The 21,679-nt window shown below is 29.9% G+C and carries 19 protein-coding genes, 1 pseudogene and 1 riboswitch; of the genes and pseudogenes, 9 read left to right on the plus strand and 11 right to left on the minus strand.

The genetic code is table 11. The features are described 5' to 3' along the window. Positions 1-46: 46 nt before the first annotated feature. The gene (gene flgG / locus CAMP5053_RS02620) at positions 47-841 is read right to left on the minus strand and encodes a flagellar basal-body rod protein FlgG (protein ID WP_087699313.1); all 795 of its coding nucleotides are present in this window, start codon (positions 839-841) and stop codon (positions 47-49) included. Between the two features lie 17 nt (positions 842-858). After that, positions 859-1,671 (minus strand): flagellar hook-basal body protein, encoded by an 813-nt coding sequence (locus CAMP5053_RS02625; protein WP_087699311.1) that lies wholly within the window; start codon positions 1,669-1,671, stop codon positions 859-861. 134 nt (positions 1,672-1,805) lie between these two features. Here CAMP5053_RS02625 and rpoD point away from each other — a divergent pair, with 134 nt between their 5' ends. Then, a complete protein-coding gene (gene rpoD, locus CAMP5053_RS02630; protein ID WP_087699309.1) occupies positions 1,806-3,683 on the plus strand; it encodes an RNA polymerase sigma factor RpoD in 1,878 nt (625 codons plus the stop codon). A gap of 20 nt (positions 3,684-3,703) precedes the next feature. Here rpoD and CAMP5053_RS02635 read toward each other — a convergent pair whose 3' ends face one another. After that, positions 3,704-5,797 (minus strand): RNA degradosome polyphosphate kinase, encoded by a 2,094-nt coding sequence (locus CAMP5053_RS02635; protein ID WP_214125439.1) that lies wholly within the window; start codon positions 5,795-5,797, stop codon positions 3,704-3,706. 227 nt (positions 5,798-6,024) lie between these two features. Here CAMP5053_RS02635 and nrfH point away from each other — a divergent pair, with 227 nt between their 5' ends. Together nrfH and CAMP5053_RS02645 are read left to right on the plus strand one after the other, a co-directional pair. Next, entirely contained in the window at positions 6,025-6,519 is a 495-nt protein-coding gene (nrfH, locus tag CAMP5053_RS02640; protein WP_039618639.1) for a cytochrome c nitrite reductase small subunit, read from the plus strand. A gap of 16 nt (positions 6,520-6,535) precedes the next feature. Then, positions 6,536-8,353, plus strand: a complete 1,818-nt coding sequence (locus CAMP5053_RS02645; RefSeq protein ID WP_337217209.1) for an ammonia-forming cytochrome c nitrite reductase subunit c552 — start codon at positions 6,536-6,538, stop codon at positions 8,351-8,353. Positions 8,354-8,380: 27 nt separating this feature from the next. Here the strand turns inward: CAMP5053_RS02645 and thiC are convergent, their stop codons facing one another. From thiC to rpe, 3 genes are all read right to left on the minus strand, one after another. After that, on the minus strand, positions 8,381-9,679 hold the full coding sequence (thiC, locus tag CAMP5053_RS02650) for a phosphomethylpyrimidine synthase ThiC (protein ID WP_261544783.1): 1,299 nt from the start codon (positions 9,677-9,679) through the stop codon (positions 8,381-8,383). Positions 9,680-9,724: 45 nt separating this feature from the next. Beyond that, positions 9,725-9,828: riboswitch (TPP riboswitch) on the minus strand. A 32-nt stretch (positions 9,829-9,860) separates the two neighbouring features. After that, the gene (locus tag CAMP5053_RS02655; protein WP_087700781.1) at positions 9,861-10,625 is read right to left on the minus strand and encodes a 3'-5' exonuclease; all 765 of its coding nucleotides are present in this window, start codon (positions 10,623-10,625) and stop codon (positions 9,861-9,863) included. After that, entirely contained in the window at positions 10,622-11,269 is a 648-nt protein-coding gene (gene rpe / locus CAMP5053_RS02660) for a ribulose-phosphate 3-epimerase (protein ID WP_087700780.1), read from the minus strand. Before rpe ends, CAMP5053_RS02655 begins: the two co-directional genes overlap by 4 nt. Before the next feature lie 143 nt (positions 11,270-11,412). On the opposite strand from rpe, the gene rpmB reads away from it, so the two are divergent. The 5 genes and pseudogenes from rpmB to CAMP5053_RS08610 all read left to right on the plus strand — a co-directional run bounded on the left by rpmB (position 11,413) and on the right by CAMP5053_RS08610 (position 14,188). Continuing rightward, positions 11,413-11,607 (plus strand): 50S ribosomal protein L28, encoded by a 195-nt coding sequence (gene rpmB / locus CAMP5053_RS02665; RefSeq protein ID WP_012661734.1) that lies wholly within the window; start codon positions 11,413-11,415, stop codon positions 11,605-11,607. A gap of 25 nt (positions 11,608-11,632) precedes the next feature. Beyond that, positions 11,633-12,760, plus strand: coding sequence for a potassium channel family protein (locus CAMP5053_RS02670; RefSeq protein WP_087700779.1), 1,128 nt, complete (start codon positions 11,633-11,635; stop codon positions 12,758-12,760). Between the two features lie 45 nt (positions 12,761-12,805). After that, the gene (locus CAMP5053_RS02675; protein ID WP_087700778.1) at positions 12,806-13,021 is read left to right on the plus strand and encodes a YdcH family protein; all 216 of its coding nucleotides are present in this window, start codon (positions 12,806-12,808) and stop codon (positions 13,019-13,021) included. Between the two features lie 435 nt (positions 13,022-13,456). Next, a pseudogene (locus tag CAMP5053_RS08605) lies at positions 13,457-13,744 on the plus strand (methyl-accepting chemotaxis protein); the annotation flags it as partial. Further along, positions 13,730-14,188: a CZB domain-containing protein gene (locus CAMP5053_RS08610; RefSeq protein WP_391527387.1), complete on the plus strand. Its 459-nt coding sequence runs from the start codon at positions 13,730-13,732 to the stop codon at positions 14,186-14,188. The pseudogene CAMP5053_RS08605 and the gene CAMP5053_RS08610, both read left to right, overlap by 15 nt. 10 nt (positions 14,189-14,198) lie before the next feature. On the opposite strand, the gene CAMP5053_RS02685 is transcribed toward CAMP5053_RS08610, so the two are convergent. The 4 genes from CAMP5053_RS02685 to groES form a co-directional block, all read right to left on the minus strand. Beyond that, positions 14,199-14,768: an NUDIX domain-containing protein gene (locus tag CAMP5053_RS02685; protein WP_214100321.1), complete on the minus strand. Its 570-nt coding sequence runs from the start codon at positions 14,766-14,768 to the stop codon at positions 14,199-14,201. Positions 14,769-14,788: 20 nt separating this feature from the next. Continuing rightward, positions 14,789-16,378 (minus strand): GmrSD restriction endonuclease domain-containing protein, encoded by a 1,590-nt coding sequence (locus tag CAMP5053_RS02690; RefSeq protein WP_263667190.1) that lies wholly within the window; start codon positions 16,376-16,378, stop codon positions 14,789-14,791. A 65-nt stretch (positions 16,379-16,443) separates the two neighbouring features. After that, positions 16,444-18,081 (minus strand): chaperonin GroEL, encoded by a 1,638-nt coding sequence (gene groL, locus CAMP5053_RS02695; protein ID WP_070256698.1) that lies wholly within the window; start codon positions 18,079-18,081, stop codon positions 16,444-16,446. A 13-nt stretch (positions 18,082-18,094) separates the two neighbouring features. Continuing rightward, complete coding sequence (gene groES, locus CAMP5053_RS02700; protein ID WP_257941733.1) at positions 18,095-18,355, minus strand: co-chaperone GroES; 261 nt, start codon at positions 18,353-18,355, stop codon at positions 18,095-18,097. Positions 18,356-18,517: 162 nt separating this feature from the next. On the opposite strand from groES, the gene CAMP5053_RS02705 reads away from it, so the two are divergent. Then, positions 18,518-21,061: a hypothetical protein gene (locus CAMP5053_RS02705; protein WP_337217210.1), complete on the plus strand. Its 2,544-nt coding sequence runs from the start codon at positions 18,518-18,520 to the stop codon at positions 21,059-21,061. A 30-nt stretch (positions 21,062-21,091) separates the two neighbouring features. On the opposite strand, the gene hpf is transcribed toward CAMP5053_RS02705, so the two are convergent. Further along, a complete protein-coding gene (gene hpf / locus CAMP5053_RS02710; RefSeq protein WP_087700774.1) occupies positions 21,092-21,610 on the minus strand; it encodes a ribosome hibernation-promoting factor, HPF/YfiA family in 519 nt (172 codons plus the stop codon). Positions 21,611-21,679: the final 69 nt, after the last annotated feature.

Genomic DNA, 21,679 nt, shown 5'->3' on the forward strand with positions numbered 1-21,679 from the left:
TAGTGTTTTTTAAAAATTATTGCATATTATAAAACGCTAGTTAATTCTAGCGTTTTAATTGATTTACAATACCAAGCATATCATCACTTGTAGTGATTGCTTTTGAACCAGCTTCATAAGCTCTTTGTCCTGTAATAAGATCTGTCATTTCTTCTACAAGTTGAACATTACTAAGCTCTACAAAACCATGTTTGATTACAGAAAATCCATTCTCACCTGCTATACCTGCAATCGGCGCGCCACTTGCATCTGTTTCTACCAAAAGATTATCTCCTAAAGCATGTAAACCTGCAGGGTTAATAAAATTAACAAGCTCAATTTGACCTATTTGAGTTTCTGCTGTATTTCCTGGTTGCATTACTGAAACCGTTCCATCGCTTGCTACGTTAATAGCTGTAGCATCTTCAGGTATAGTCATTTCTGGTAAAAGTCTATAGCCATCTGAATTCACTATATTTCCTTCAGCATCTTTGGTAAATTGACCATTTCTAGTATAAGCTATAGTTCCATCAGGCATTTGAATTTGGAAAAATCCATTATTACCAGCAATTGCCATATCAAGACCTGAAGTTGAAGTTTGTTTTAAACTACCTTCGCTAAAAATTTTACTAACAGCTGTCACTCTTGAGCCAAGACCTACTTCTATACCGCTTGGGTGTTTTGTAGTACTTGAGGTTGAAGTACCTGCATACTTCATTGTTTGATACATTAAATCTGCAAATTCTACACGCGATTTTTTATAACCTACTGTATTAACATTTGAAATATTATTTGATGTTACATCAATTTGTGTTTGTTGTGATACCATCCCTGATGCTGCTGTGTATAATGATCTTAACATTTTATCTATCCTTAGTTTTATTTAGTACTTGCTAATTTATTAATAGCTTCTTGATTTAAATCATCCATATGAGATGTCATAACTTTTTGATACATCTCAACCATTCTATTTGCTTCGATTAATCCTACCATTTCTGTAACTGGATTAACATTTGATCCTTGAGTAAAACCCTGCTTTATGGCATTTGAATTTGGCAAATCTCTGATTTTGTTTAAATCATCGATTTTATACATATTATCGCCATCTTTTTGTAAATCTCTTAAATCATCAACTTGTGCGACGAATAATCTTGCTATATCTTGATTAGATGCACTAATGATTCCATTTTTATCCACATTAATAAAAGAAGTAGAATCTCCTATGCGTATGCCATCATTTTCAGGATTATTAAAATAATCACTACTTAAAACTCTATATCCTTGACGATTGACTAAATAACCCTCATCATCAAGCTGGAAATTTCCATCTTGGCTTAATCTTACTTCACCATTATTTGTTTTAATCAAATAAAAAGCATCTTCACGAGTAAGAGCTAAATCCAAAGGATTATGTGTCATTTTCATAGAGCCTACGCTAAAATTTGTATAGACGTGATTAACCTGCGGAACTCTATCTATAGTTGTGTTTACAAATCTTGCAGCATCTCTTGTGTGATTTTGTATAGGCAACTCATCTTGAGTTTCTTTAAAAATCCTTTTAAAATCTGCAATAACAACATTATCTCTTTTATAGCCACTTGTATTTACATTTGCTAGGTTGTTAGTTACAACATCTAAGCGATTAAATTGCGTAACCATAGCACCAGTAGCCTGATAATACCCATTTTGCATTGTTTTTCCTAACTAAAATCTTAATTTTTCACTAACAAAGCAAAAGATGTTCCAAAATGTTTTTATTTGTTTTTAATTAATCTTTAGGCATAATATTTGGTTTTACACTCATTACTTAAATACAAGGGGTATCCATGGCTAATGAAACCAATGTTTTAGAAGAACTTTTCAAAGAAAATTCCAAAGATTATATCACATATGAAAAACTTGTCAAGTATTTTGCAAAGCTTCCAAATGCAACAAGTGCAAAAAAAATCCGTGATTTAATGGATAAATACAAAGTAGAATTAATTTCTTCAGCTGAAATTGCCAAAAAAAGAAATTTAGAAGAAGCAAAAAAACTACAAGAAGAAAAACAAAAATTACAAGATACAAGTTTAGAAAATGAATTTGATTTAGCCAATGAAAATGATTTATTAGAATGGAGTAGATCAGACTCTCCTGTAAGAATGTATTTAAGAGAAATGGGGCAAATTGCACTTTTAAATAAAGATGAAGAAATTGAAATTTCTAAAAAAATTGAACTAGGTGAAGATATTATCATCGATGCTTTTTGTTCAGTGCCTTATTTGATTGATTTTATACTTGATTATAAAGAACCTTTAATCAATAGAGAAAGAAGAGTAAAAGAACTATTTAAAAGCTTTGAAGATGATGATAAAAGTGATGATGATAAAAGTGATGATGAAATAGACTCTGAAGAAGAGAATGAAAACGAAGAGAATGAAAACTCAAGCGAAAAAAAACCTAAAAAAACAAGCAAAAAAGAAGATGAAAGAACCTTAAAAGTCATAGAAAGCTTTAAAGCTTTAGAAAAAGCAAAAAAAGAATGGTTAAAAACCATATCTACTATTAATGCAGAAAAAAATGATGATGAATTATTAGATAAACTCATAATTGCTTTTAAAAAAAATATACTAAAAGAAAAACTAATGGATCTAGGTCCAACCTCAAAACTCATCTCTGAAATCGTAAAATCCATGGAAACAGCTTTAAAAAGTGATGAGGAATTTGATAAAGAATTAAAACGCTTAGAATACCGTTTACCAATGTTTTCAGAAGAACTAAAACAAAGACACCAAGATATTTTAAAAGATATTACCAAACTTAGTAAAGAAGAAATTGCCGAACGCGCCCTAGAAACTACCATGGTAAGCACTTATATGGAGATAAAAAAACTCATTCAAACCAAAGAAGCTAGCCAAAATTCTTTTGATTTAGAAAAAGATCAATTAAAAGAAATTCTAGAGCAAATCAAACGTGGTAAAAAAATATCTGATGAGGCTAAAACTAGAATGGCAAAATCAAATTTACGCTTAGTTGTAAGTATTGCTAAAAGATATACTAACCGCGGATTACCATTTTTAGATTTAATCCAAGAAGGTAACATAGGTTTAATGAAGGCAGTAGATAAATTTGAATATAAACGCGGTTATAAGTTTTCAACCTATGCAACTTGGTGGATTAGACAAGCTATTTCAAGAGCAATTGCTGATCAAGCAAGAACAATTAGAATTCCTATCCACATGATAGAAACCATCAATCAAATCAATAAAATCATTCGTGAATATTTACAAAAAGAAGGTAAAGAGCCTGATGTAAGCATTATTGCTAAAGAAGTAGGACTGAGCGTAGATAAAGTAAAACAAGTGATTAAAATCACTAAAGAGCCAATTTCTCTAGAAGCACCTATTAGCAATGAAGATGATGGTAAATTTGGAGATTTTGTAGAAGATAGAACTTCAATTTCTCCTATGGATCACATCTTAAAAGATGATTTAAAAGAGCAAATTGATGAAGTTTTAGATCAGCTTAATGATAGAGAAAAAGCTGTTATTAGAATGCGTTTTGGTCTGATGGATGATGAGAGTGATAGAACCTTAGAAGAAATCGGTAAAGAATTAAATGTTACAAGAGAAAGAGTGAGACAAATAGAAAGCTCAGCTATAAAAAAACTCAAACATCCAAAAGTTGGTAGAAAACTTAAAAATTACATAGAAGGTTGGAAATAATCCTTGCTAAAAAGCAAGGATTAGCTATCCCTAAAAAGCTTCGTTGCTAAGTGTGTTGCTCTGCTATGATCGGTATCTTTTTTCAAGGTATTAAAAATTCTACTAATATATTCTTCTAAGATTTGCTGAGAATTATTAATTTTTTCTGCCTCATTTAAAGCAATCTTACGATATCTTCCTTCGCTATCTAACTCATAAGCTAAATCATTATCGCTTAATTGTAGTTTTAAAATTTGAGCTAATTTTGCACGTGAATGCTCATCAAAAATAGGAGTCATTAATTCTAGTCTTCTTTCTAAATTTCTTGGCATCCAATCAGCACTTGAAATAAAATAATTTGGCTCGGTGTGTTTGAAGTATAAAATTCTAGCATGCTCTAAATATTTTCCCACTATACTTCTAACTTTTATATTTTCACTATACCCTTTTACTCCAGGTCTTAAACAACAAATTCCTCGCACAATAAGATCTATTCTAACACCTTTATTTGAAGCCTCATATAAAGCCTTAATCACATCACCATCTACTAAAGCATTCATTTTAGCTATAATTACTCCATCTTTTCCATGACTTGCTTCAGTAGCTATCATATCTAAAATTCTTTCTTTGATTTGCTTTGGACTCATTGATAAAGTCTTTAAACGACGACTTTTGCTATATCCTGAAAGTATATGAAAAAAGGTCGTGGTATCTTGAGAATATTCTTCTTTAGAAGTAAAATAACTTACATCAGTATAAATTTTAGCTGAACTTGCATTATAATTACCCGTACTTAAGTGGTTATAAATTTTTAATTTTTCCCCTTCTTTTCTAATCACTTGAGCCACTTTTGCATGCACTTTAAAACCTGTAATTCCATATATTACATGAGCCCCTGCATTTTCTAATGATTTTGCCCAATGTAAGTTATTTTCCTCATCAAAACGCGCCTTTAACTCTACCATTACAGTCACTTGCTTGCCATCACTTGCTGCATCAATTAAAGCTTGGACTATATTTGAATTTTTCTCTACCCTATAAAGAGTCATTCTTATAGACACAACCTTAGGATCTTTGCTTGCCTCTTTGATAAACTGATACACAGGCTCAAAACTTTCATAAGGCTGTATAGCTAATATATCTTGTTTATCTATTGCACTAAAAATGGATACATTATCTCCAAAAGGTGGTAAAATTTTTGGTGTATACATAGGATTTAACAAATGCGTAAATTCTTTATTAGAAATGATTTGCCACAATGATGGCAAATTTAAAAGTATACTGTATTCATAAATGTCTTTATGAAAAATATTCATATGAGAGCTTAAAAATTCAATCAACTGCTCATCTGCACCCTTTTCTATTTGCAAGCGTATAAAAGCACCTTTTCTACGAAGTTTTAAACCCTGCTCTAAAATCAACATAAAATCATCAGCTTCTTCTTCTTCTATCTCCATATCTGCATTTCTAGTTACTCTAAAAGCAGCAGATGATAAAAGTTTATAACCAGGAAAAATATGCTCAGTATGATGACGCACTATGCTTTCTATAGGCACATAAATATTCGAACTTACTTGGTAAAATCTTGGTAAAACCCTAGGTATACGTATCATGCCAAATTTTAAAAGTTCAGGATGCATAGGATCACAAAGCTTTACCGCCAAAGAAAACGAAAGATTATTTAAATGCGGAAAAGGATGAGTTGCATCAACTGCAATAGGCACTATCACAGGAAAAATGTTAGAAAAAAAATGCTCATTACATTGCTGTTTTAAATCCTCATCAAGTTCTTCATATGAGCGAATAAATAAATTTTCTTTTTCTAAATCTTGGGTAATTTTAGTAAAGTATTGCTCTACTACATATTTTTCTTCATGTAAATAATTTCTAATGGCTTTAAGCTGTGCAAGTGGCGTCATTTCATCATTACTTGCTGTGCTTATCCCTGCTACAAAAAGCTGTTTTAATCCTGCCACTCTTATCATATAAAACTCATCTAAATTTGTACAATATATAGCAATAAATTTAAGTTTTTCAAGTAAGGGAAGATCTTTAGAACATTGATCCAAAACACGGGAATTAAATCCAAGCCAAGAAAGCTCTCTATTAATATACATTGATGGTTGAATTTGCATAATACACCTACCTTATTTTCTAGTATTTAATATTTTAGTATTTCTTTTATTAAAATTTATTTTATTTTTATAATAGTAAATAAAATCATATAAAAAAATAATACTTTTTTTCTCTTATTAAAAAAATAATTAATAATTAATAAATATATATTTACTTTTAAAAATTTATAGTGTTATATAATTGCACACAAGTTCTTGTAACTTAAACTTCATTCAAAGGAGAGACTTTGAAAAAAGCAAACTCAAAACTTTTTGCTGTTTTCCTCTTCTTACTTGTAATTTTAGCAGGTGTGGGAATGTATACTTTCCATAATGCTAAAGGCACTTCTTATTTTAGTGATGCCAGTGAAAGCTGTAATAATTGTCACATTATGAACGAAGTTTATAATGATTATTTAAAAGCTTCACACTCTAAAGAAGTTGATGGTAAACCAAGAGCAACCTGTAATGATTGCCATTTGCCACATAGCTTTTTTGAAAAATGGATTGCTAAAGCTCAAAGTGGCTTAGGACATGCTTATGCATTTACTTTCAAACTTGATTCTTTGCCTACGCATTTGAGTGCAAATGCAAAAAGTAAAGAAATAGTCCAAAATAACTGTATAGAATGTCACAAAGAAATTGCGAGTAACACTATCAACCCTACTCTAGATCCACATAAAGATAATGCTTTAAGTTGTGTGTCTTGTCATCAAGGTGTTGGCCATAAGAGAGGATTTTAAATGAAAGGAGTATTTAATGAATAACAAAGGCATTTTATATAGTGCTATTAGTGCTACTATAGTAGCTATTGCAGGCGTATTGTGGTTAAATCAAGATATCACAGCCAAAACAAACGATTCAGTAGGTGGGATCATCTCTCAAGAAATCGTAAAACTTGGTGATGAAAATCCTACTTTTGATTATTGGGGAAAGAATTTTCCTGATTATTTAGATATGCACACAACAGTGGAAAAACAAGCACCTAATGCAACAGAATTTGGCGGGAATTTAGCTTATTCAAAACTAATTCGCTATCCACAATTAACTGTTCTTTGGGCGGGTTATCCATTCAGTATTGATGCCAATGAAGAAAGAGGTCACTTTTGGGTTCAAGTAGATCAAATGGATACAGCTAGAAACAATAAAGATTTCTTGAACGCACACGGTTTTGCAGGATTTGGTGGCCAACCAACAGCTTGTATGAATTGTCATAGCGGATGGACCCCTTGGCTTTTAAACAACACTGCAAAAGGTGATTGGGTTGCATTTAACTCTGCAAAATATTGGACTATGATTAAAACAGTTCCTGCAGTAAATGGAGCTAAAGAAAACTCACCTGAGCACAGTGGACCTCATGGTGGAAAAAGAATGGGTGTAACATGTGCAGATTGTCATAATCCAACAGATATGAGTTTAAGACTTACAAGACCAGCTTTAATCAAAGCATTAATTTCAAGAGGTTATGAAGCAGATGAAAAACAAGGAATTAAAGCTTCAAGAAGCGAAATGAGAACCTTAGTATGCTCTCAATGTCACGTTGAATACTACTTCAAACCAACAGGTACCAAAGTAAAAACTATCGGAGAAAGTATAGCTAATGATAGTTCTAAAAAATGGTGGAATGGTACTCAAAAAACTTACGATGAGTTTGATTCTTGGAGAGATGATAATAAGCCAGTTGAAATCGAAGTTGATGGTATAGAACTAGCATTTCCTTGGAGTGAGTGGAAAAAAGGTGAGGCATTTAGAATAGAAATGTTTGATGATTATTATGAAAAAAACAGAGAGAACTTCTCAAGTGATTGGGTTCATAAAATCACCAAAGCGCCTATGCTAAAAATTCAACATCCAGAAAGCGAACTTTATAGTGGTGGAGTACATGCTGCAAATGGTGTAAGTTGTGCAGATTGTCATATGCCTTATATTAGAAAAGGTGCAAAAAAAGTTACTAACCATAACATCACTTCACCTTTAGTTGATATCAACTCAGCTTGTAAAACTTGTCACACTCAAAGCGAAAGCTATTTAGCAAAACAAGTAAAAGACATTCAAAATTCAGTAGCCCATGATTTAAGAACAGCTGAATATTCTTTAGTAAGCTTGATTAAAGATGTAGAAACTATTCGCACAGAGCTTGGAAAAATGCCAAAATTCCAAACTGATGGTAAGGCAGATGATGCTAAAATTTCAGCTGAATTAAAAGAAGTATTAGAACTTCATAGAAAATCTCAAGTAAGAGCAGACTTTGTAGGTGCTGAAAACTCAACAGGTTTCCATAATCCTAGAGAAGCTTCAAGAATGCTTTTACAATCAGTTGATATGTCAAGACAAGGACAAACTAAATTAGTAGAAATTGCGGCCAAAAATGGCATTAAAGATTTCAAAACTTCAAATTTAGGTTTTGAAGATATTCAAAAATTAAATCCAGGTGAAATTCACTATAAAGTAGATCTAAATGGTAACAAAGCAGGAGATCGCTACTACAAACATCAAGAAGTAAATGGTAATCCACCAGCAAAACTTCTTGAAGATGATAAAAATCTAAAACCTTATAATTATAAAGTAATAGATTAATCAAAATAAACCCTCATAATCGAGGGTTTATTCTTTTATCAAACTTATATCCTCACCTTTTAAAATTTTATTCATGGTGTTCATAGCACACATTTTTCCACACATTGAACAAGAATTAAGTTCTTCAGGCTTTCTTTCATTAAACATTTTCTTAGCCTTTTCTCCATCAATTGCTAATTTAAACATTTTTTCCCAATCAATATCTTGTCTAGCTTTACTCATTGTATCATCTATTTTTCTTTCTTTAGGAAGTTTGGCTATATCTCCTGCATGAGCTGCTATTTTAGTCGCTACTATACCATCTCTTACATCTTCTAAATTTGGAAGTCTTAAATGTTCAGCAGGAGTTACATAACAAAGTATATCAGCACCAGCTGCTGCTGCAACTGCTCCGCCGATTGCCCCACTTATATGATCATATCCTACACCTATATCAGTAATTAATGGTCCTAAAACGTAAAATGGAGCTCCATTGCAAATTCTTTTTTCAAGTTGCATATTGGCTTCTATTTCATTAATAGCCATATGACCAGGTCCTTCTATCATCACTTGCACATCTTGAACCCATGCTCTTTTAGTTAATAACGAAAGTTCAATAAGTTCAGCAATTTGAGCCCCATCACTTGCATCATGAGTGCAACCTGGTCTTAGTGCATCACCCAAAGAAAGTGTCACATCAAATTCTTTACATATAGCAAGCAAATCATCATAATATTCATAGAATGGATTTTCAGCATCATTCATTTGCATCCAAGCATAAAGAACTGAGCCTCCTCTTGAAACTATATTAGTAATCCTATCACACTCTTTAAAAACCCTAACAGCACGAGAATTTATCCCTGCGTGAATTGTCATAAAATCCACTCCACTTTTAGCATGATGATATACTACATCTAAAAAATCTTTTGCCTTAATATCTTTTAAATCTTTCTCTAAAAACCCAACCGCATCATAAACAGGCACAGTGCCTATCATAGCTTTTGAAGTAGCAATTAGCTCATCCCTAAAACGACTAGTTTTACCATAATTACTAAGATCCATAATAGCTTCTATATTAAATTTATGAGCTAACTCCACCTTTTTCATTTCTTCACTATAATCTACACAATCATTTGAAACACCTAAATTAACATTTACCTTTGTTTTAAGTCCATAGCCAATACCATTTGGGTCTAGTGCTTTATGGTTGATATTTGCAGGAATAATGATTTTTCCACATGCTATATTCTCAAGCAAAAAATCTTCACTTACTTGCTCTTTTTGTGCAACAATTTGCATTTGTTTTGTGAAAGTTCCTTCTTTTGCATAAGACATTTGAGTTTTCATTTAAATTTATCCTTAAAATAAAATTTGGATAAATGAAGGGTATGTGAGTAGTTGATAAATTATCCCAACGCTAGCATTATCTAGTTCTGGTGCGGTCTAAGCTTTTAGCTTACTCTCAGCCTGTATCACAAGCTCCCGTCATTTATACAAATGCAGTATAGCGATAAATCTAAAACAAAGTTTATTTTTTAGATTGATTTTTAGCTTGCTTGCTAAAATGTAACAATTCTTCAGTAGTTTTAATGTAAAAAGGAATTTTTTTAAGACAGTATTTTAAAATTTCACTTGCAGCCAAAGCATCACTTAAAGCCCTATGATGCTTACTTTCAATACACAAAAACTCTTTTAGTGCATCAAGGCCATATTTAGGACTTTCAATGCATTTTTTAGCTAAATCAATTGTGCATAACCTTCTATTTAAAAGCACTCCAAAATCATTTTCATACATAGCTTTAGATATAAAATGATAATCAAAACGCACATTGTGTGCTACAAAAATACTATCCTTTAAAAACAATTTAAAATTATTTAGCACAGTTTTTAAAGAAGGAGCATTTTCTACCATATCCAAACTAATCCCTGTTAATTCTGTAATATTTTCAGGTATGCTTTCTACTTTTATAAAACTCTCAAATCTATCAATTTCTTTATAGTTTTGAATTTTCACTGCACCTATTTCTAAAATTTGACCACTTTTTATCCCACCGGTGCTTTCAATATCTACTACACAAAAAATCTCATCTTTTATTTTTGTATTTTTACTTTTTAAACACAAACAATTTTGCGCATTAAGCTCTACCCCTAGCCCTAAAAGTTCAAAAATATATAAATCAAACTCATAATGATTTAATTCTTCTATTTTTGCAAGTTCTTTTAAAACCCAAGGAAAAGGTTTGTTTTCTTTACTTAATTTGATGATTAAATCATCGATTTGTTGTTGGCTCAAAATTCAAGCTTTAAAGAATTGATTGCTGTTTTTTTATCTTGCGAGGAAAAGATATAACTACCTGCGACTAAAATATCAGCTCCTGCTTCATCTAAATCAGGTGCATTTAAGCCATTTACCCCGCCATCAACTTCTATAAAAACTTTAAGATTTTTTTTATCTATCATTTCCCTTAACTGTCGAATTTTATCATACACCAAAGGTAAAAAACTTTGCCCACCAAAGCCTGGATTAACACTCATTAAAAGCACCATATCTACAAATTCTAAAATATACTCTATACTTGAAACCGGAGTATGTGGATTTAAAACAATAGCAGGATGAATGCCGTTTTTTCTTATATACTCACATACCCTAATAGGATGATTTTCAGCTTCCAAATGAAAGCTAATAAATTTTGGCTTTATTGGGATAAATAAATCTACAAAGCTACTAACATTATGCACCATTAAATGCACATCTAGAGGCACTGAAGTAATTTTTGAAATATTTTCAATCACACAAGGACCAAAAGTAAGATTTGGCACAAAATGTCCATCCATCACATCAATATGCAATAAATCAGCCCCTGCTTGCGATACTTCTTTAATCTCATTTTCTAAATTTAAAAAATTTGCAGACAATAAACTTGGTGCTACATACATTTTATATCTCCGATAAAAGTAAAAAATAATTTTATCATACTTATTATCAAATTTTCTTTATGTATTTTTGATAATATTTGATTTTTTTAAGCTTGCTTTAGATATAATGTTAAAAAATATTTTTATTTCATAAGGAAAAATTTATGTCAAGAATTTGCCAAATTACAGGAAAAGGACCTATGGTAGGTAATAATGTTAGTCATGCTAACAATAAAACTAAAAGACGCTTTTTGCCAAATTTAAGAACAGTTCGTATTACTTTAGAAGATGGAACTACTAGAAAAGTTAGAGTTGCTGCTTCAACTTTAAGAACGCTTAAAAAACAAAGCAGTAAATAATCCTTAATATAAACGAGGAATTGTTATGTCTTTTTTGAAGAAGCTACAAAAATTCCTCAATTGGTCTCCTTCCCCAAAACCCTCAATTAGTCTTAATGATGAGCTTTACGAGCAACTTAAATTTTTAAGAATTCCACTTATTGCTGTTGTTGTTATGACGTTAATTGGGGCTTTTGGCTATATGCTCACAAGTAATTACAACCTTAATGATGCTATTTATCAAGCTGGAATGACATTTACTACTTTAGGCTACACTGAAGTAAATCCCATACCAACAGCTGGTAGAATTTTTACAGTTGTGTATGTGTTATTAACCTTTACAATTTTTACATTTTGCATGGGTCTAGTTATAGAAATAGTAAAAAAAGGTGTTTTGTCTAAAATCATCAAGGAAAGAAGAATGCTTCATAAAGTTGCAAGATTAAAAAATCATTTTGTAATATGCTATCATAATGATTTTACTATAGAATTGGCACAGCAATTTAGAGAAAATCATATTCCTTTTGTCGTTGTTGACGAAATTGAAAATTTTAGCGAAATAGCTGAAAAATATAATTATCCTTACTATATAGAAAGCGCACCTCATACAAACACAGCTTTTTTAAAAACTAATCTTTCTAGTGCAAAAGGTATAATAACCCTTAGCAATAACATAGCAGATAATATTGCCATCATTGCTTCAGTAAGATTATTTGAAAAAGAATTACAAAGAATTAATCCTTATTTTATATTAGCTAGTTCAAACAGTGAAGATGAAACAGAAAAACTCAAAAAACTTGGAGCAAACTCAATAGTTTCTGCAACAAAACTAGTTGCACAAAGACTTAGCGCTATGTCAGCAAGACCGGATATGGAAAATTTATTAGAAAACTATCTTTATAAAAAAAATAGTCCTATTGATTTAGAAGAAGTTAAAATTCCTGATGAATCTTGGGTCAGATTTAAAAGATTAAAAGAAATTCACTTAAGAGATATGGCAAATGTAAGCATAGTGGGAATTTTAGAAAATAAAAAATTTACTCCTATGCCAAGAGGTGATACTTTAATAAGTACAGGTGCTAAACTGTTATTAGTAGGGACAGCTGACAGTATAAAAATAGCTAAAAAAATTATTAAAAACAAACAAAAACCAGATGAGTTAAAATATATTTAACTTATTTTAAGTTATAATCAAACATCAATTAAAAAGGAGGCTTAAATGCTACATGAATTTAGAGATTTAATTACCGAATTAAAAGGTAAAGATATGCACTTTGACAAACTATTTGAAGAGCATAATGCGCTTGATCATAAAATCAAAGATGCAGAAGAAGGTAGAATTCATCTAGATAGTTTAGAAATTGCAAACTTAAAAAAGGAAAAATTAAGATTAAAAGATGAATTAAATATTTATCTATCAAACTACAAAAAATAATTTTTCTCTAATTATATTTTAGGTTATTTCTAAGGATTAAATATGTTTGGTAAAAATAATCAAAGCAAAAATTGCGAAGAACTACAAAATAAAATCAAAGAACTAGAAGAAGAAAATCAAAAACTTCTTTTAGAAAAGCAAGAATTGATTGAAAACTATGAAAAAAAATTACAAGATAATTGTGGCAAAACTGAATTAGAAACTCATCTTTTAGAAATGCTCTTAAATGGTGTTTTAAAAGGTATATCAAATGTCCAAGGTGATATGCAGGAAAATGTTAATAAAGCTGAGATGATTTCACAATACTCTGATTCTTCTTTGGCGGATATGCAAGAACTAAACTCTATCACACACTCTATCATATCTTCACTTCAGAGCATTATTGAATCGGCTAATCGCTCAAGAGATACAGCAGGAAATTTACATCGTAGCGTAGATGAGATTACTAATGTTATTAACTTAATCAAAGACGTATCTGATCAAACTAATCTATTAGCACTAAATGCTGCTATTGAAGCTGCACGTGCAGGTGAACATGGAAGAGGTTTTGCTGTAGTTGCAGATGAAGTAAGAAAACTTGCCGAAAAAACACAAAAAGCAACATCAGAAGTAGAATTAAACATTAATCTACTCAAACAAAATGCGGATGAAATGTATGGACAAAGCGAACAAGTAGAAAAGGTTTCATTAGAATCAAATGAGCATATAGTGCAATTTTCTAGCAAATTTACTCAGCTTATTTCAAATGCAAATTCAACTAGCTCACATGCTAAACGCATTGCTTCTGAAATTTTTGTTTCTTTAGCTAAACTAGATCACGTTGCTTTTAAACTCAACGGCTACAATGAAATTATTCATGCTTCTGGTAAAACTTTATCTGATCATTTAAGTTGTAGACTTGCAAAATGGATTGCAGGAGTTGGTAAAGAAAGATTTTCTAGCGGAAGAGCTTTTGGCAAACTTAACTTACCACATCAAAAGGTTCACGAAAATATAAACCATGCTATAGCCTTAGCTCATGGTGAAGATACCAATAACAATCTAGTTCAAAATCAAATTCTAGATAAATGCTCTAACGCAGAAAAAGCTTCAGAAGAACTATTTGTAATTTTCCAAGAAATGCTTAATGAAAAAGATCCAAACATTGAAAATAAAGATGAAAAATAGAAGGTAAGATTTATTTCTTACCTTTAAACCATAAATAAGCATATTCAAGCAAAGGAGTCTTAATAGGATTTTCTTTTGAAAATTGCTCAAAGTCTTTTCTTTTTATCCACACTGCTTGAATATCTTCTCCATCAATTCCACCACCATGGCCAATTTTATCATCTTCATTAATTTCAGCATAGAATAAAAACTGTCTGCTTACACCTGAACCAAAACCTGTATAAAATTCCCCTATTTTTTCTACATGTTTAGGCGCATAACCTAATTCTTCAATACATTCTTCTTGAGCTATTTCCTCAAAACTTAAATTTTTATCAACAAGTCCTGAGCAAAGTTCTATACTAAAACCCATCTCAGCAATTTGCAAACAATTACGTTTTTGATAATCCCACAAAGGAATTCGAAATTGTTTTACAAAAACAAAAGAATCTTTTTGAGTATGATATAAAAAAACAGAAACACTATCCATTGCTTCTATAAAATCCCAAGTGTATTTTTTGTTATCTTTACCTATATAAGTATATCTTTTGGGTTTAATATATTTTGAGTTGGAAAATTGTTCTTCTTGTAAATTTTTCACTTTATGATACCTTTTTGCAATTAAATTCTTTTTAAAATTTCTTCAGCTAACGCATTAGCTCTTTTGTCTAAAAACAAATTATAGTCTACAAAATCATCGTGTATAATAAAATGAGATTTTAATGCCTCATCGATATTACTATTTTCTTTTTCAAAATATTTTATATACTCTTGAGGATTTCTATCCCTTATAATTCTTTTATTTAAATAATCATCCACTAGTGTTATGTTAGCTAATGCATTTGCATTATCGGTGTTGTTTATTCTTTTCAAATATGCTTTTGGAAAAAAATGATGATAATTTTTAGAAGAAGCTATACTGAGATAAGAATTATCTAATCTTACTTTTGAATTGTCGCTAAATTTTTTAGGTTCATTATAAGCTAATATACAAAGAACTGCTTTATCAAAAGCATTTGATGATGAAAAATCTTCTTTTAAAAGTTCAATAAAATAATCTTTTTGTTTGTTTTGCAATGGTAATTCTTTATCAAAATTTACATTTATATTGTTTTTGATATTTTCAATTATTTTTATATCAGAATTTAATTTACTTTCAACAGAAGAAGAAAACCTCCAACTAATTGCACATCTAAAAAAATATCTTTCAATTTGTTTTAATTGAGTATTAGTTGGAGGTTTAAAATCATTAATTCTATAAAAATAAGCAATTGGAACTATTAAAACATAATAAGGTAAAAGTTTTGATACTTCTATTTTAAAATAATCTCTTATTTTATCAATCGCTAATTTTAATGCCTTAATTGTATTATCCCATTCATCTATAAATTGATTTTTATTTATAGATAAAATTGCACTTGTTTTAGAATTTTTTATCAAATTTAAAGATAATAATTGTAAAATAATAGTTTTATTTTCGGCTATTGTTTCATATGCACTAATTTCTAATTCTCTTATGAGGTTATTATAACTATCTTCTAAATCAAATTTTTTATTTTCATCATAGACTTTAGCATTCATTATTTCAAATAATGTTAAATCTTTTCCCGTTGTATTAATTCTTGTAAAAATTTCAGTTATTCTTTCTATAGAAGTATCATCAATCTCTATAGTTGAAAATTCATACGATTTTATCCAATCTCTTATTTTTTCTATTTTGTGTATTTTATCTAAGTCTTTATTAAAATTATTTACCAAATCCACAATAGAAGCATTCATTAAATCATAAAAACTTATATAATTTCCCTTGCCTTTTTCTATACTGCAAATTTCTTCATTTGTTTCAAGTTTATCTAAATTAATATAGAGTTCTTTGTAATCTTCTTTTTCTATTTGAACGCCATTTATGGCAAGATATAACGAAGTCATTCTTTGTTGGCCATCTAAAACATATAAAACAAAATCACCTTCTTTTATATCATTTAGAAAATAATTACCAATTTTTTTTAATGATCTTAATCTTTCTTTGGTTTTCCACAAAATAAAACTTCCTATAGGAAATCCCTTGATTAAGCTATCAATCAATTTAGCAACCTGCTCTTTTTTCCATACAAAATCCCTTTGAAATTTTGGAATTTGATAAAAACCTTCATTTATATTTCTAATTATATCTTCATACTTTCTTGTAATAGGTTTTGGTTGAATAAGCATTTTAACCTCAGAGATAATACAAATAGAGCAAGGAAAATCCTTGCTTTTAAAAAATTAAGAATGGGTTACATCATACCGCCCATGCCTCCCATACCGCCCATGCCACTCATATCAGGCATAGCAGGTTTGTCTTCTTTAATTTCACTAATTGTAGCTTCAGTTGTTAAAAGCATGCTAGCCACTGAAACTGCATTAAGTAAAGCCACTCTTTCTACTTTAACAGGATCGATAATACCGCTTTCAAGCATATTTACATATTCACCTTTTGCAGCATCAAAACCAGTATTTTCTTCTTTACTATTTTCTACTGTATTTACAACTACACCAGCATCAAATCCAGCATTTTCAGCAATTTGTCTTAAAGGTGCTCTTAAAGCTCTTTCTACAATAGCTGCACCAATAGCTTCATCTCCTTGTAAATTCAAGCTGATTTTTGATTTTGCTTTAATTAATGCAGCACCGCCACCTATTACTATACCTTCTTCAACAGCAGCCTTTGTAGCGCTTAATGCATCATCAACTCTATCTTTTTTCTCTTTCATTTCAGTTTCAGTAGCTGCACCAACTTTAATTACCGCTACACCACCGCTTAATTTAGCTAATCTTTCTTGTAGTTTTTCTCTATCATAATCTGAGCTTGTTTCAGCAATTTGAGCTTTTATTTGGTTAATTCTTGCATCAATATTTGCTTTTTCACCTGCTCCATTTACAATAGTTGTATTGTCTTTATCAATAATCACGCTTGAAGCTTGACCTAAATCTTGGATACTAGCGCTTTCTAAAGTTCTTCCAAGCTCTTCAGAAATCACTTCACCGCCTGTTAAAATAGCAATATCTTCAAGCATAGCTTTTCTTCTATCACCAAATCCAGGAGCTTTAACTGCTGAAATATTTAAAACACCTCTTAATTTATTTACAACTAAAGTTGCTAAAGCTTCACCTTCAATGTCTTCAGCTATAATCAAAAGTGGTTTTCCTGTTTTTTGAATTTGTTCTAAAATTGGTAATAAATCTTTTAAGTTAGCAATTTTTTTATCAAATAACAAAATAAATGGATTTTGCAATTCAGCTGTCATTTTTTCAGTATTTGTAATGAAATATGGACTTAAATAACCTCTATCAAATTGCATACCTTCAACTACATTTAATTCATCATTAATTGATTTTGCTTCTTCAACAGTGATAACACCATCTTTTCCAACTTTTTCCATAGCATCGGCAATTAAATTTCCGATTTTCTCATCTGAATTTGCAGAAATTGTTGCAACTTGAGCAATTTCTTTTTTATCTTTAACTTCACGAGAAAGTTTTTTAAGTTCAGCTACTATAGCTTCGCAAGCTTTATCCATACCGCGTTTTACTTCGATAGGATTAGCACCTGCTGTGATATTTCTTAAACCTTCTTTGAAAATCGCATGCGCTAAAACTGTTGCTGTTGTTGTTCCATCACCTGCTTGATCAGCTGTTTTGCTAGCTACTTCTCTAACTAAAGAAGCACCCATATTTTCTAAAGAATCTTTTAATTCTACTTCTTTAGCTACACTCACACCATCTTTTGTGATAGTAGGAGCACCAAAACTTTTTTGGATTAATACATTACGACCACGTGGCCCCATAGTAACTTTTACTGCATCATTAAGTTTTTTAACGCCTTCATAAAGTTTATTTCTTGCTTCATCTGAAAAAAATATTTCTTTTGCCATTTTTTATCCTTTTTTATTTAATAATCCCTAAAACATCTTCAACATTAAGAACTAAATACTCTTCATTGTCAAGTTTTATTTCAGTTCCACCGTATTTTGCAAACATTACTTTATCATTTACTTTAACATCTTCTATTTCTTTGCTTACTGCAACAACTTCACCATTTAATGGTTTTTCTTTAGCATTATCTGGTATAATAATCCCAGAAGCAGTAGTTTTCATTTCTTCTAAGCGTTTTACCAAAATACGCTTTCCTAGAGGTTGAAAATTCATTTTTTATCCTTTCTAAAATGTGCTATTTTTAGCACTCTTTGTTTTTGAGTGATAGAATTATACATTAAAGAAAGTTAATTGTCAATAAATTAAGTAAAATATATCATATAAGTTTAGTCTATTACACTAAATTTATATGATATATCATTATAAAGGTTTCTTATGAAAAAAATTCTTTACATTCTTTTAGGTATAGTATGTGTAGTATTGCTAACCATATATACATTATTATTTACAAGTATGGGTAATGCTTTTTTAAAACCAAGAATCGAAACGATTATTGCTCAAAAAAGCGGTATGAATGTTAAATTTGAAAATTTTAAAATTAGTTTTTCACAACTTGACATTAAAGCAAATATTGATGATAAATTTTTTGCTAATATAGAAGGTGGTATATCACCTTTAAGACTAGGGTTTGATTTAAACTATCTTTTAGGACTCAAACAAAATTATATTCAAAATCTTGGCTTAAAAAGCGATAAAGATTTTACATTCAAGGGTAATGTTGTAGGTAAAAGTAGTGATTTTTTAGTAAAAGGAAATGGATTTTTGTTTGATTCTAATCTTAGTTTAGATGCAAAAATCGTTGATTTTTCCCCTATAAATCTTGAATTTATTGGAAAAAATATAGATTTAGCTCAAATTTTAGATTTTGCTAATCTACCAAGATACGCTCAAGGAAAAATTAGTATTATAAGCGATATACAAGCTAAAGATTTAAAACCAAATGGTAATGCTTTGATTAATTTTTACACAAGTTCTATCAACAATACACTAATCGAAAAAGATTTTAATCTAAGCTTGCCAAAACAAAGTTATATAAAAGGTGAGATAAGATCTTTAATCCAAAACAATGAAGTTATTTCTAAAAGTGAAATTTTAAGCAACTTCTTCAAACTTTATACACAAAAAAGTATTTATGATATAACAAAACAAAGCTTAACTAGTGATTTTGATATCAAAATAGATGATTTTAATCAATTTTCATCTCTAGCCAAAATGAAACTCCAAGGTAAAAGTCAAATTCAAGGTAATTTACTTTTTGCAAATAATCAATTGCAAAAATTAGATGCTAACTTACTTGGATTTGGTGGTAGCTTAAAAGCTGTTTTAGAAAATAATAATCTTAATATCAATACAACTAATATAGAAGTAGCAGAGCTTTTAAAGACTATCTCTATGCCTGCTTTTATTAATTCTAAATTAGTTTTAGATTTAAAAGCACAAGGGTTTGATTTTAAAAATTTCAATCTAAATACTAGGTTAAATAATGCAAATATAAATGTTATAGAATTTAAAAAACTAAGTAATCTTGATTTTCCAAAAACAACTTTTAACTTACAAGCTAAAGCAAATGCGAAAAATTCTTTAATTGATTATGAAGCTTTGCTTGATTCAAACATAGCAAAAATACCTCAACTAAAAGGCTCATATAATCTTACAAACAAAGATTTAAATGCACAAATTAGTGCTTTTGTAGACAATCTTAACAAATTAAAACCTTTAATCAAACAAGATCTCAATGGGCCTTTAAATTTAGATGCCAAAGTTGATCTCAAGGCAAATCAAATTCAAAATCTTGATGCAAATATTAAAATCATGCAAGGGCTTATCAATGCAAAATCTAATGGAAAAAGTTTACAAGCAAAGGTTGATAATATAAAATTAGAACAACTTTTTCCTTTGATAGGACAAAAAGTTTTAGCTTATGGAGATGTAAATGCAGATATTGACTTAAAATCACTTGATTTTAGCAATATTAATGGTGATTTTAAAGCAATTATTAATTCTTCTTTTAATGAGGTAGAATTATCTAAGCTTTTAGAGAAAAAATTTCCAAAGAATACTTCAGCAAAAATCAATCTTGATGGAAAAATTTCTAAATCAATCATTGATTTTAATGCTAAAGCTCTAAGCTCATTTGCGAATATTAATTCATTAAAAGGTAAATTTGATCTTAATCAAATGGCTCTAGCAAGCACTTATAATATATCATTGCAAGATTTTTCTAAGCTAGGATTTTTAGTTGATAGAAACTTAAAAGGCAAAGCTGATTTTGAAGGAAAATTTGATTTTAAAAACGCTTTAATAGATGCAAGCATTAATAGTAAAAATATATTCAATGGTTCATTAGATGCCACTTTAAAAAATAATATTTTTAACGCTAAAATGCAAAATACCGATCTTTCAAATTTAGCTCAAAGTTTAGATTTACCTGATTATTACCAAGCAAAATCAAATTTAAGCATTGATTATAATCTTTTAAAAGAAAGCGGTGTAGTGTTAATAAACTTAGCCGATGGACAACTTAAGAAAAACCTCATCACAAGTGCCTTAATGCTACTTTTACAAAAGGATATTACTCAAGATGTATATCGCAATGGTGAAGCCAAAATAAATATCGATAAAAATCTCATAGATTTAAATTTAAACCTAATAGCTGATAGAAGCAATATAAATATTAGCAAAGGTAAGGTTGATACAAAAAGCACTAAATTAAACATTCCTTTTAATATCGTCATTGATAGAGCAAATTTCAAAGGAATTATAAAAGGAACAACACAAAATCCTAAAGTAAGTCTTGATACAAAAAGTGTGGTAAATTCTATTGTTAATACAATAGGTGGTAATGCTAGTGATGGCGCTAAAAATACAGGTAAAAAAGTAGATCAAGCAATAGATAAAATCTTTAACAAACTCTTCTAATACATCTAGCCTTAAAAAAGGCTAGATTTTTTAAAATAAACCAAATTTACCATCTTTTTTCTTATATAGCACCCTCATTTTTGCATCTATATCATTAAAAACTAAAAATATATCTTTACTTGCTTTTAATTTTTCCAATGCTTCTTCAATTTCTAAAGGTTTATATAGCTCAAGTTCTGTTGGAACTATCTCATCTTCCTCGATCACGCTTGGTAATACTAAATTTTCTTTTATCTCATCTTGATGCTTATGGGTGATATTTTTATCATGTAATCTTCTTAAAACCTTAGAAATTCTATCGATAGCTAAATCTATAGCAGCATATAAATCTTTATCTTTTTGTTTAACCACCACTGTATTAATGCCAGCCAGATTAATGCTAAATTCAGCCCAAAACCCTTTCTTTCCATGCCTTTCATCAGCACTTATAACGCAACGCGCAGAAATCACATCTAAGCCATATTTACTTAAAGTATCAAAGCTTTTTTCCACATACTCTTTTATAGACTCTGTTAGTTCAAATTGCTTTCCAACTATACTTGTATTCATTACTTCTCCTTTTTATGAAGTTAAATACATTATAGCACTTTAATCGTAAAAAATTAACTTTTTAAATGA

The sequence above is a fragment of the Campylobacter sp. S4:11 genome, assembly GCF_024723695.1.
GTDB lineage: Bacteria > Campylobacterota > Campylobacteria > Campylobacterales > Campylobacteraceae > Campylobacter_D > Campylobacter_D jejuni_C.

Bases quoted from the DNA above. Each gene is read 5' to 3' on its own strand.
- CAMP5053_RS02675 (WP_087700778.1), top strand. From the start codon at position 12,806: ATGCTACATGAATTTAGAGATTTAATTACCGAATTAAAAGGTAAAGAT.
- CAMP5053_RS02705 (WP_337217210.1), top strand. From the start codon at position 18,518: ATGAAAAAAATTCTTTACATTCTTTTAGGTATAGTATGTGTAGTATTG.
- flgG (WP_087699313.1), bottom strand. From the start codon at position 841: ATGTTAAGATCATTATACACAGCAGCATCAGGGATGGTATCACAACAA.
- rpe (WP_087700780.1), bottom strand. From the start codon at position 11,269: ATGTATGTAGCACCAAGTTTATTGTCTGCAAATTTTTTAAATTTAGAA.
- CAMP5053_RS02670 (WP_087700779.1), top strand. From the start codon at position 11,633: ATGTCTTTTTTGAAGAAGCTACAAAAATTCCTCAATTGGTCTCCTTCC.
- groES (WP_257941733.1), bottom strand. From the start codon at position 18,355: ATGAATTTTCAACCTCTAGGAAAGCGTATTTTGGTAAAACGCTTAGAA.
- groL (WP_070256698.1), bottom strand. From the start codon at position 18,081: ATGGCAAAAGAAATATTTTTTTCAGATGAAGCAAGAAATAAACTTTAT.
- CAMP5053_RS02635 (WP_214125439.1), bottom strand. From the start codon at position 5,797: ATGCAAATTCAACCATCAATGTATATTAATAGAGAGCTTTCTTGGCTT.
- CAMP5053_RS02645 (WP_337217209.1), top strand. From the start codon at position 6,536: ATGAATAACAAAGGCATTTTATATAGTGCTATTAGTGCTACTATAGTA.
- CAMP5053_RS02690 (WP_263667190.1), bottom strand. From the start codon at position 16,378: ATGCTTATTCAACCAAAACCTATTACAAGAAAGTATGAAGATATAATT.
- rpmB (WP_012661734.1), top strand. From the start codon at position 11,413: ATGTCAAGAATTTGCCAAATTACAGGAAAAGGACCTATGGTAGGTAAT.
- thiC (WP_261544783.1), bottom strand. From the start codon at position 9,679: ATGAAAACTCAAATGTCTTATGCAAAAGAAGGAACTTTCACAAAACAA.
- rpoD (WP_087699309.1), top strand. From the start codon at position 1,806: ATGGCTAATGAAACCAATGTTTTAGAAGAACTTTTCAAAGAAAATTCC.
- hpf (WP_087700774.1), bottom strand. From the start codon at position 21,610: ATGAATACAAGTATAGTTGGAAAGCAATTTGAACTAACAGAGTCTATA.
- CAMP5053_RS02625 (WP_087699311.1), bottom strand. From the start codon at position 1,671: ATGCAAAATGGGTATTATCAGGCTACTGGTGCTATGGTTACGCAATTT.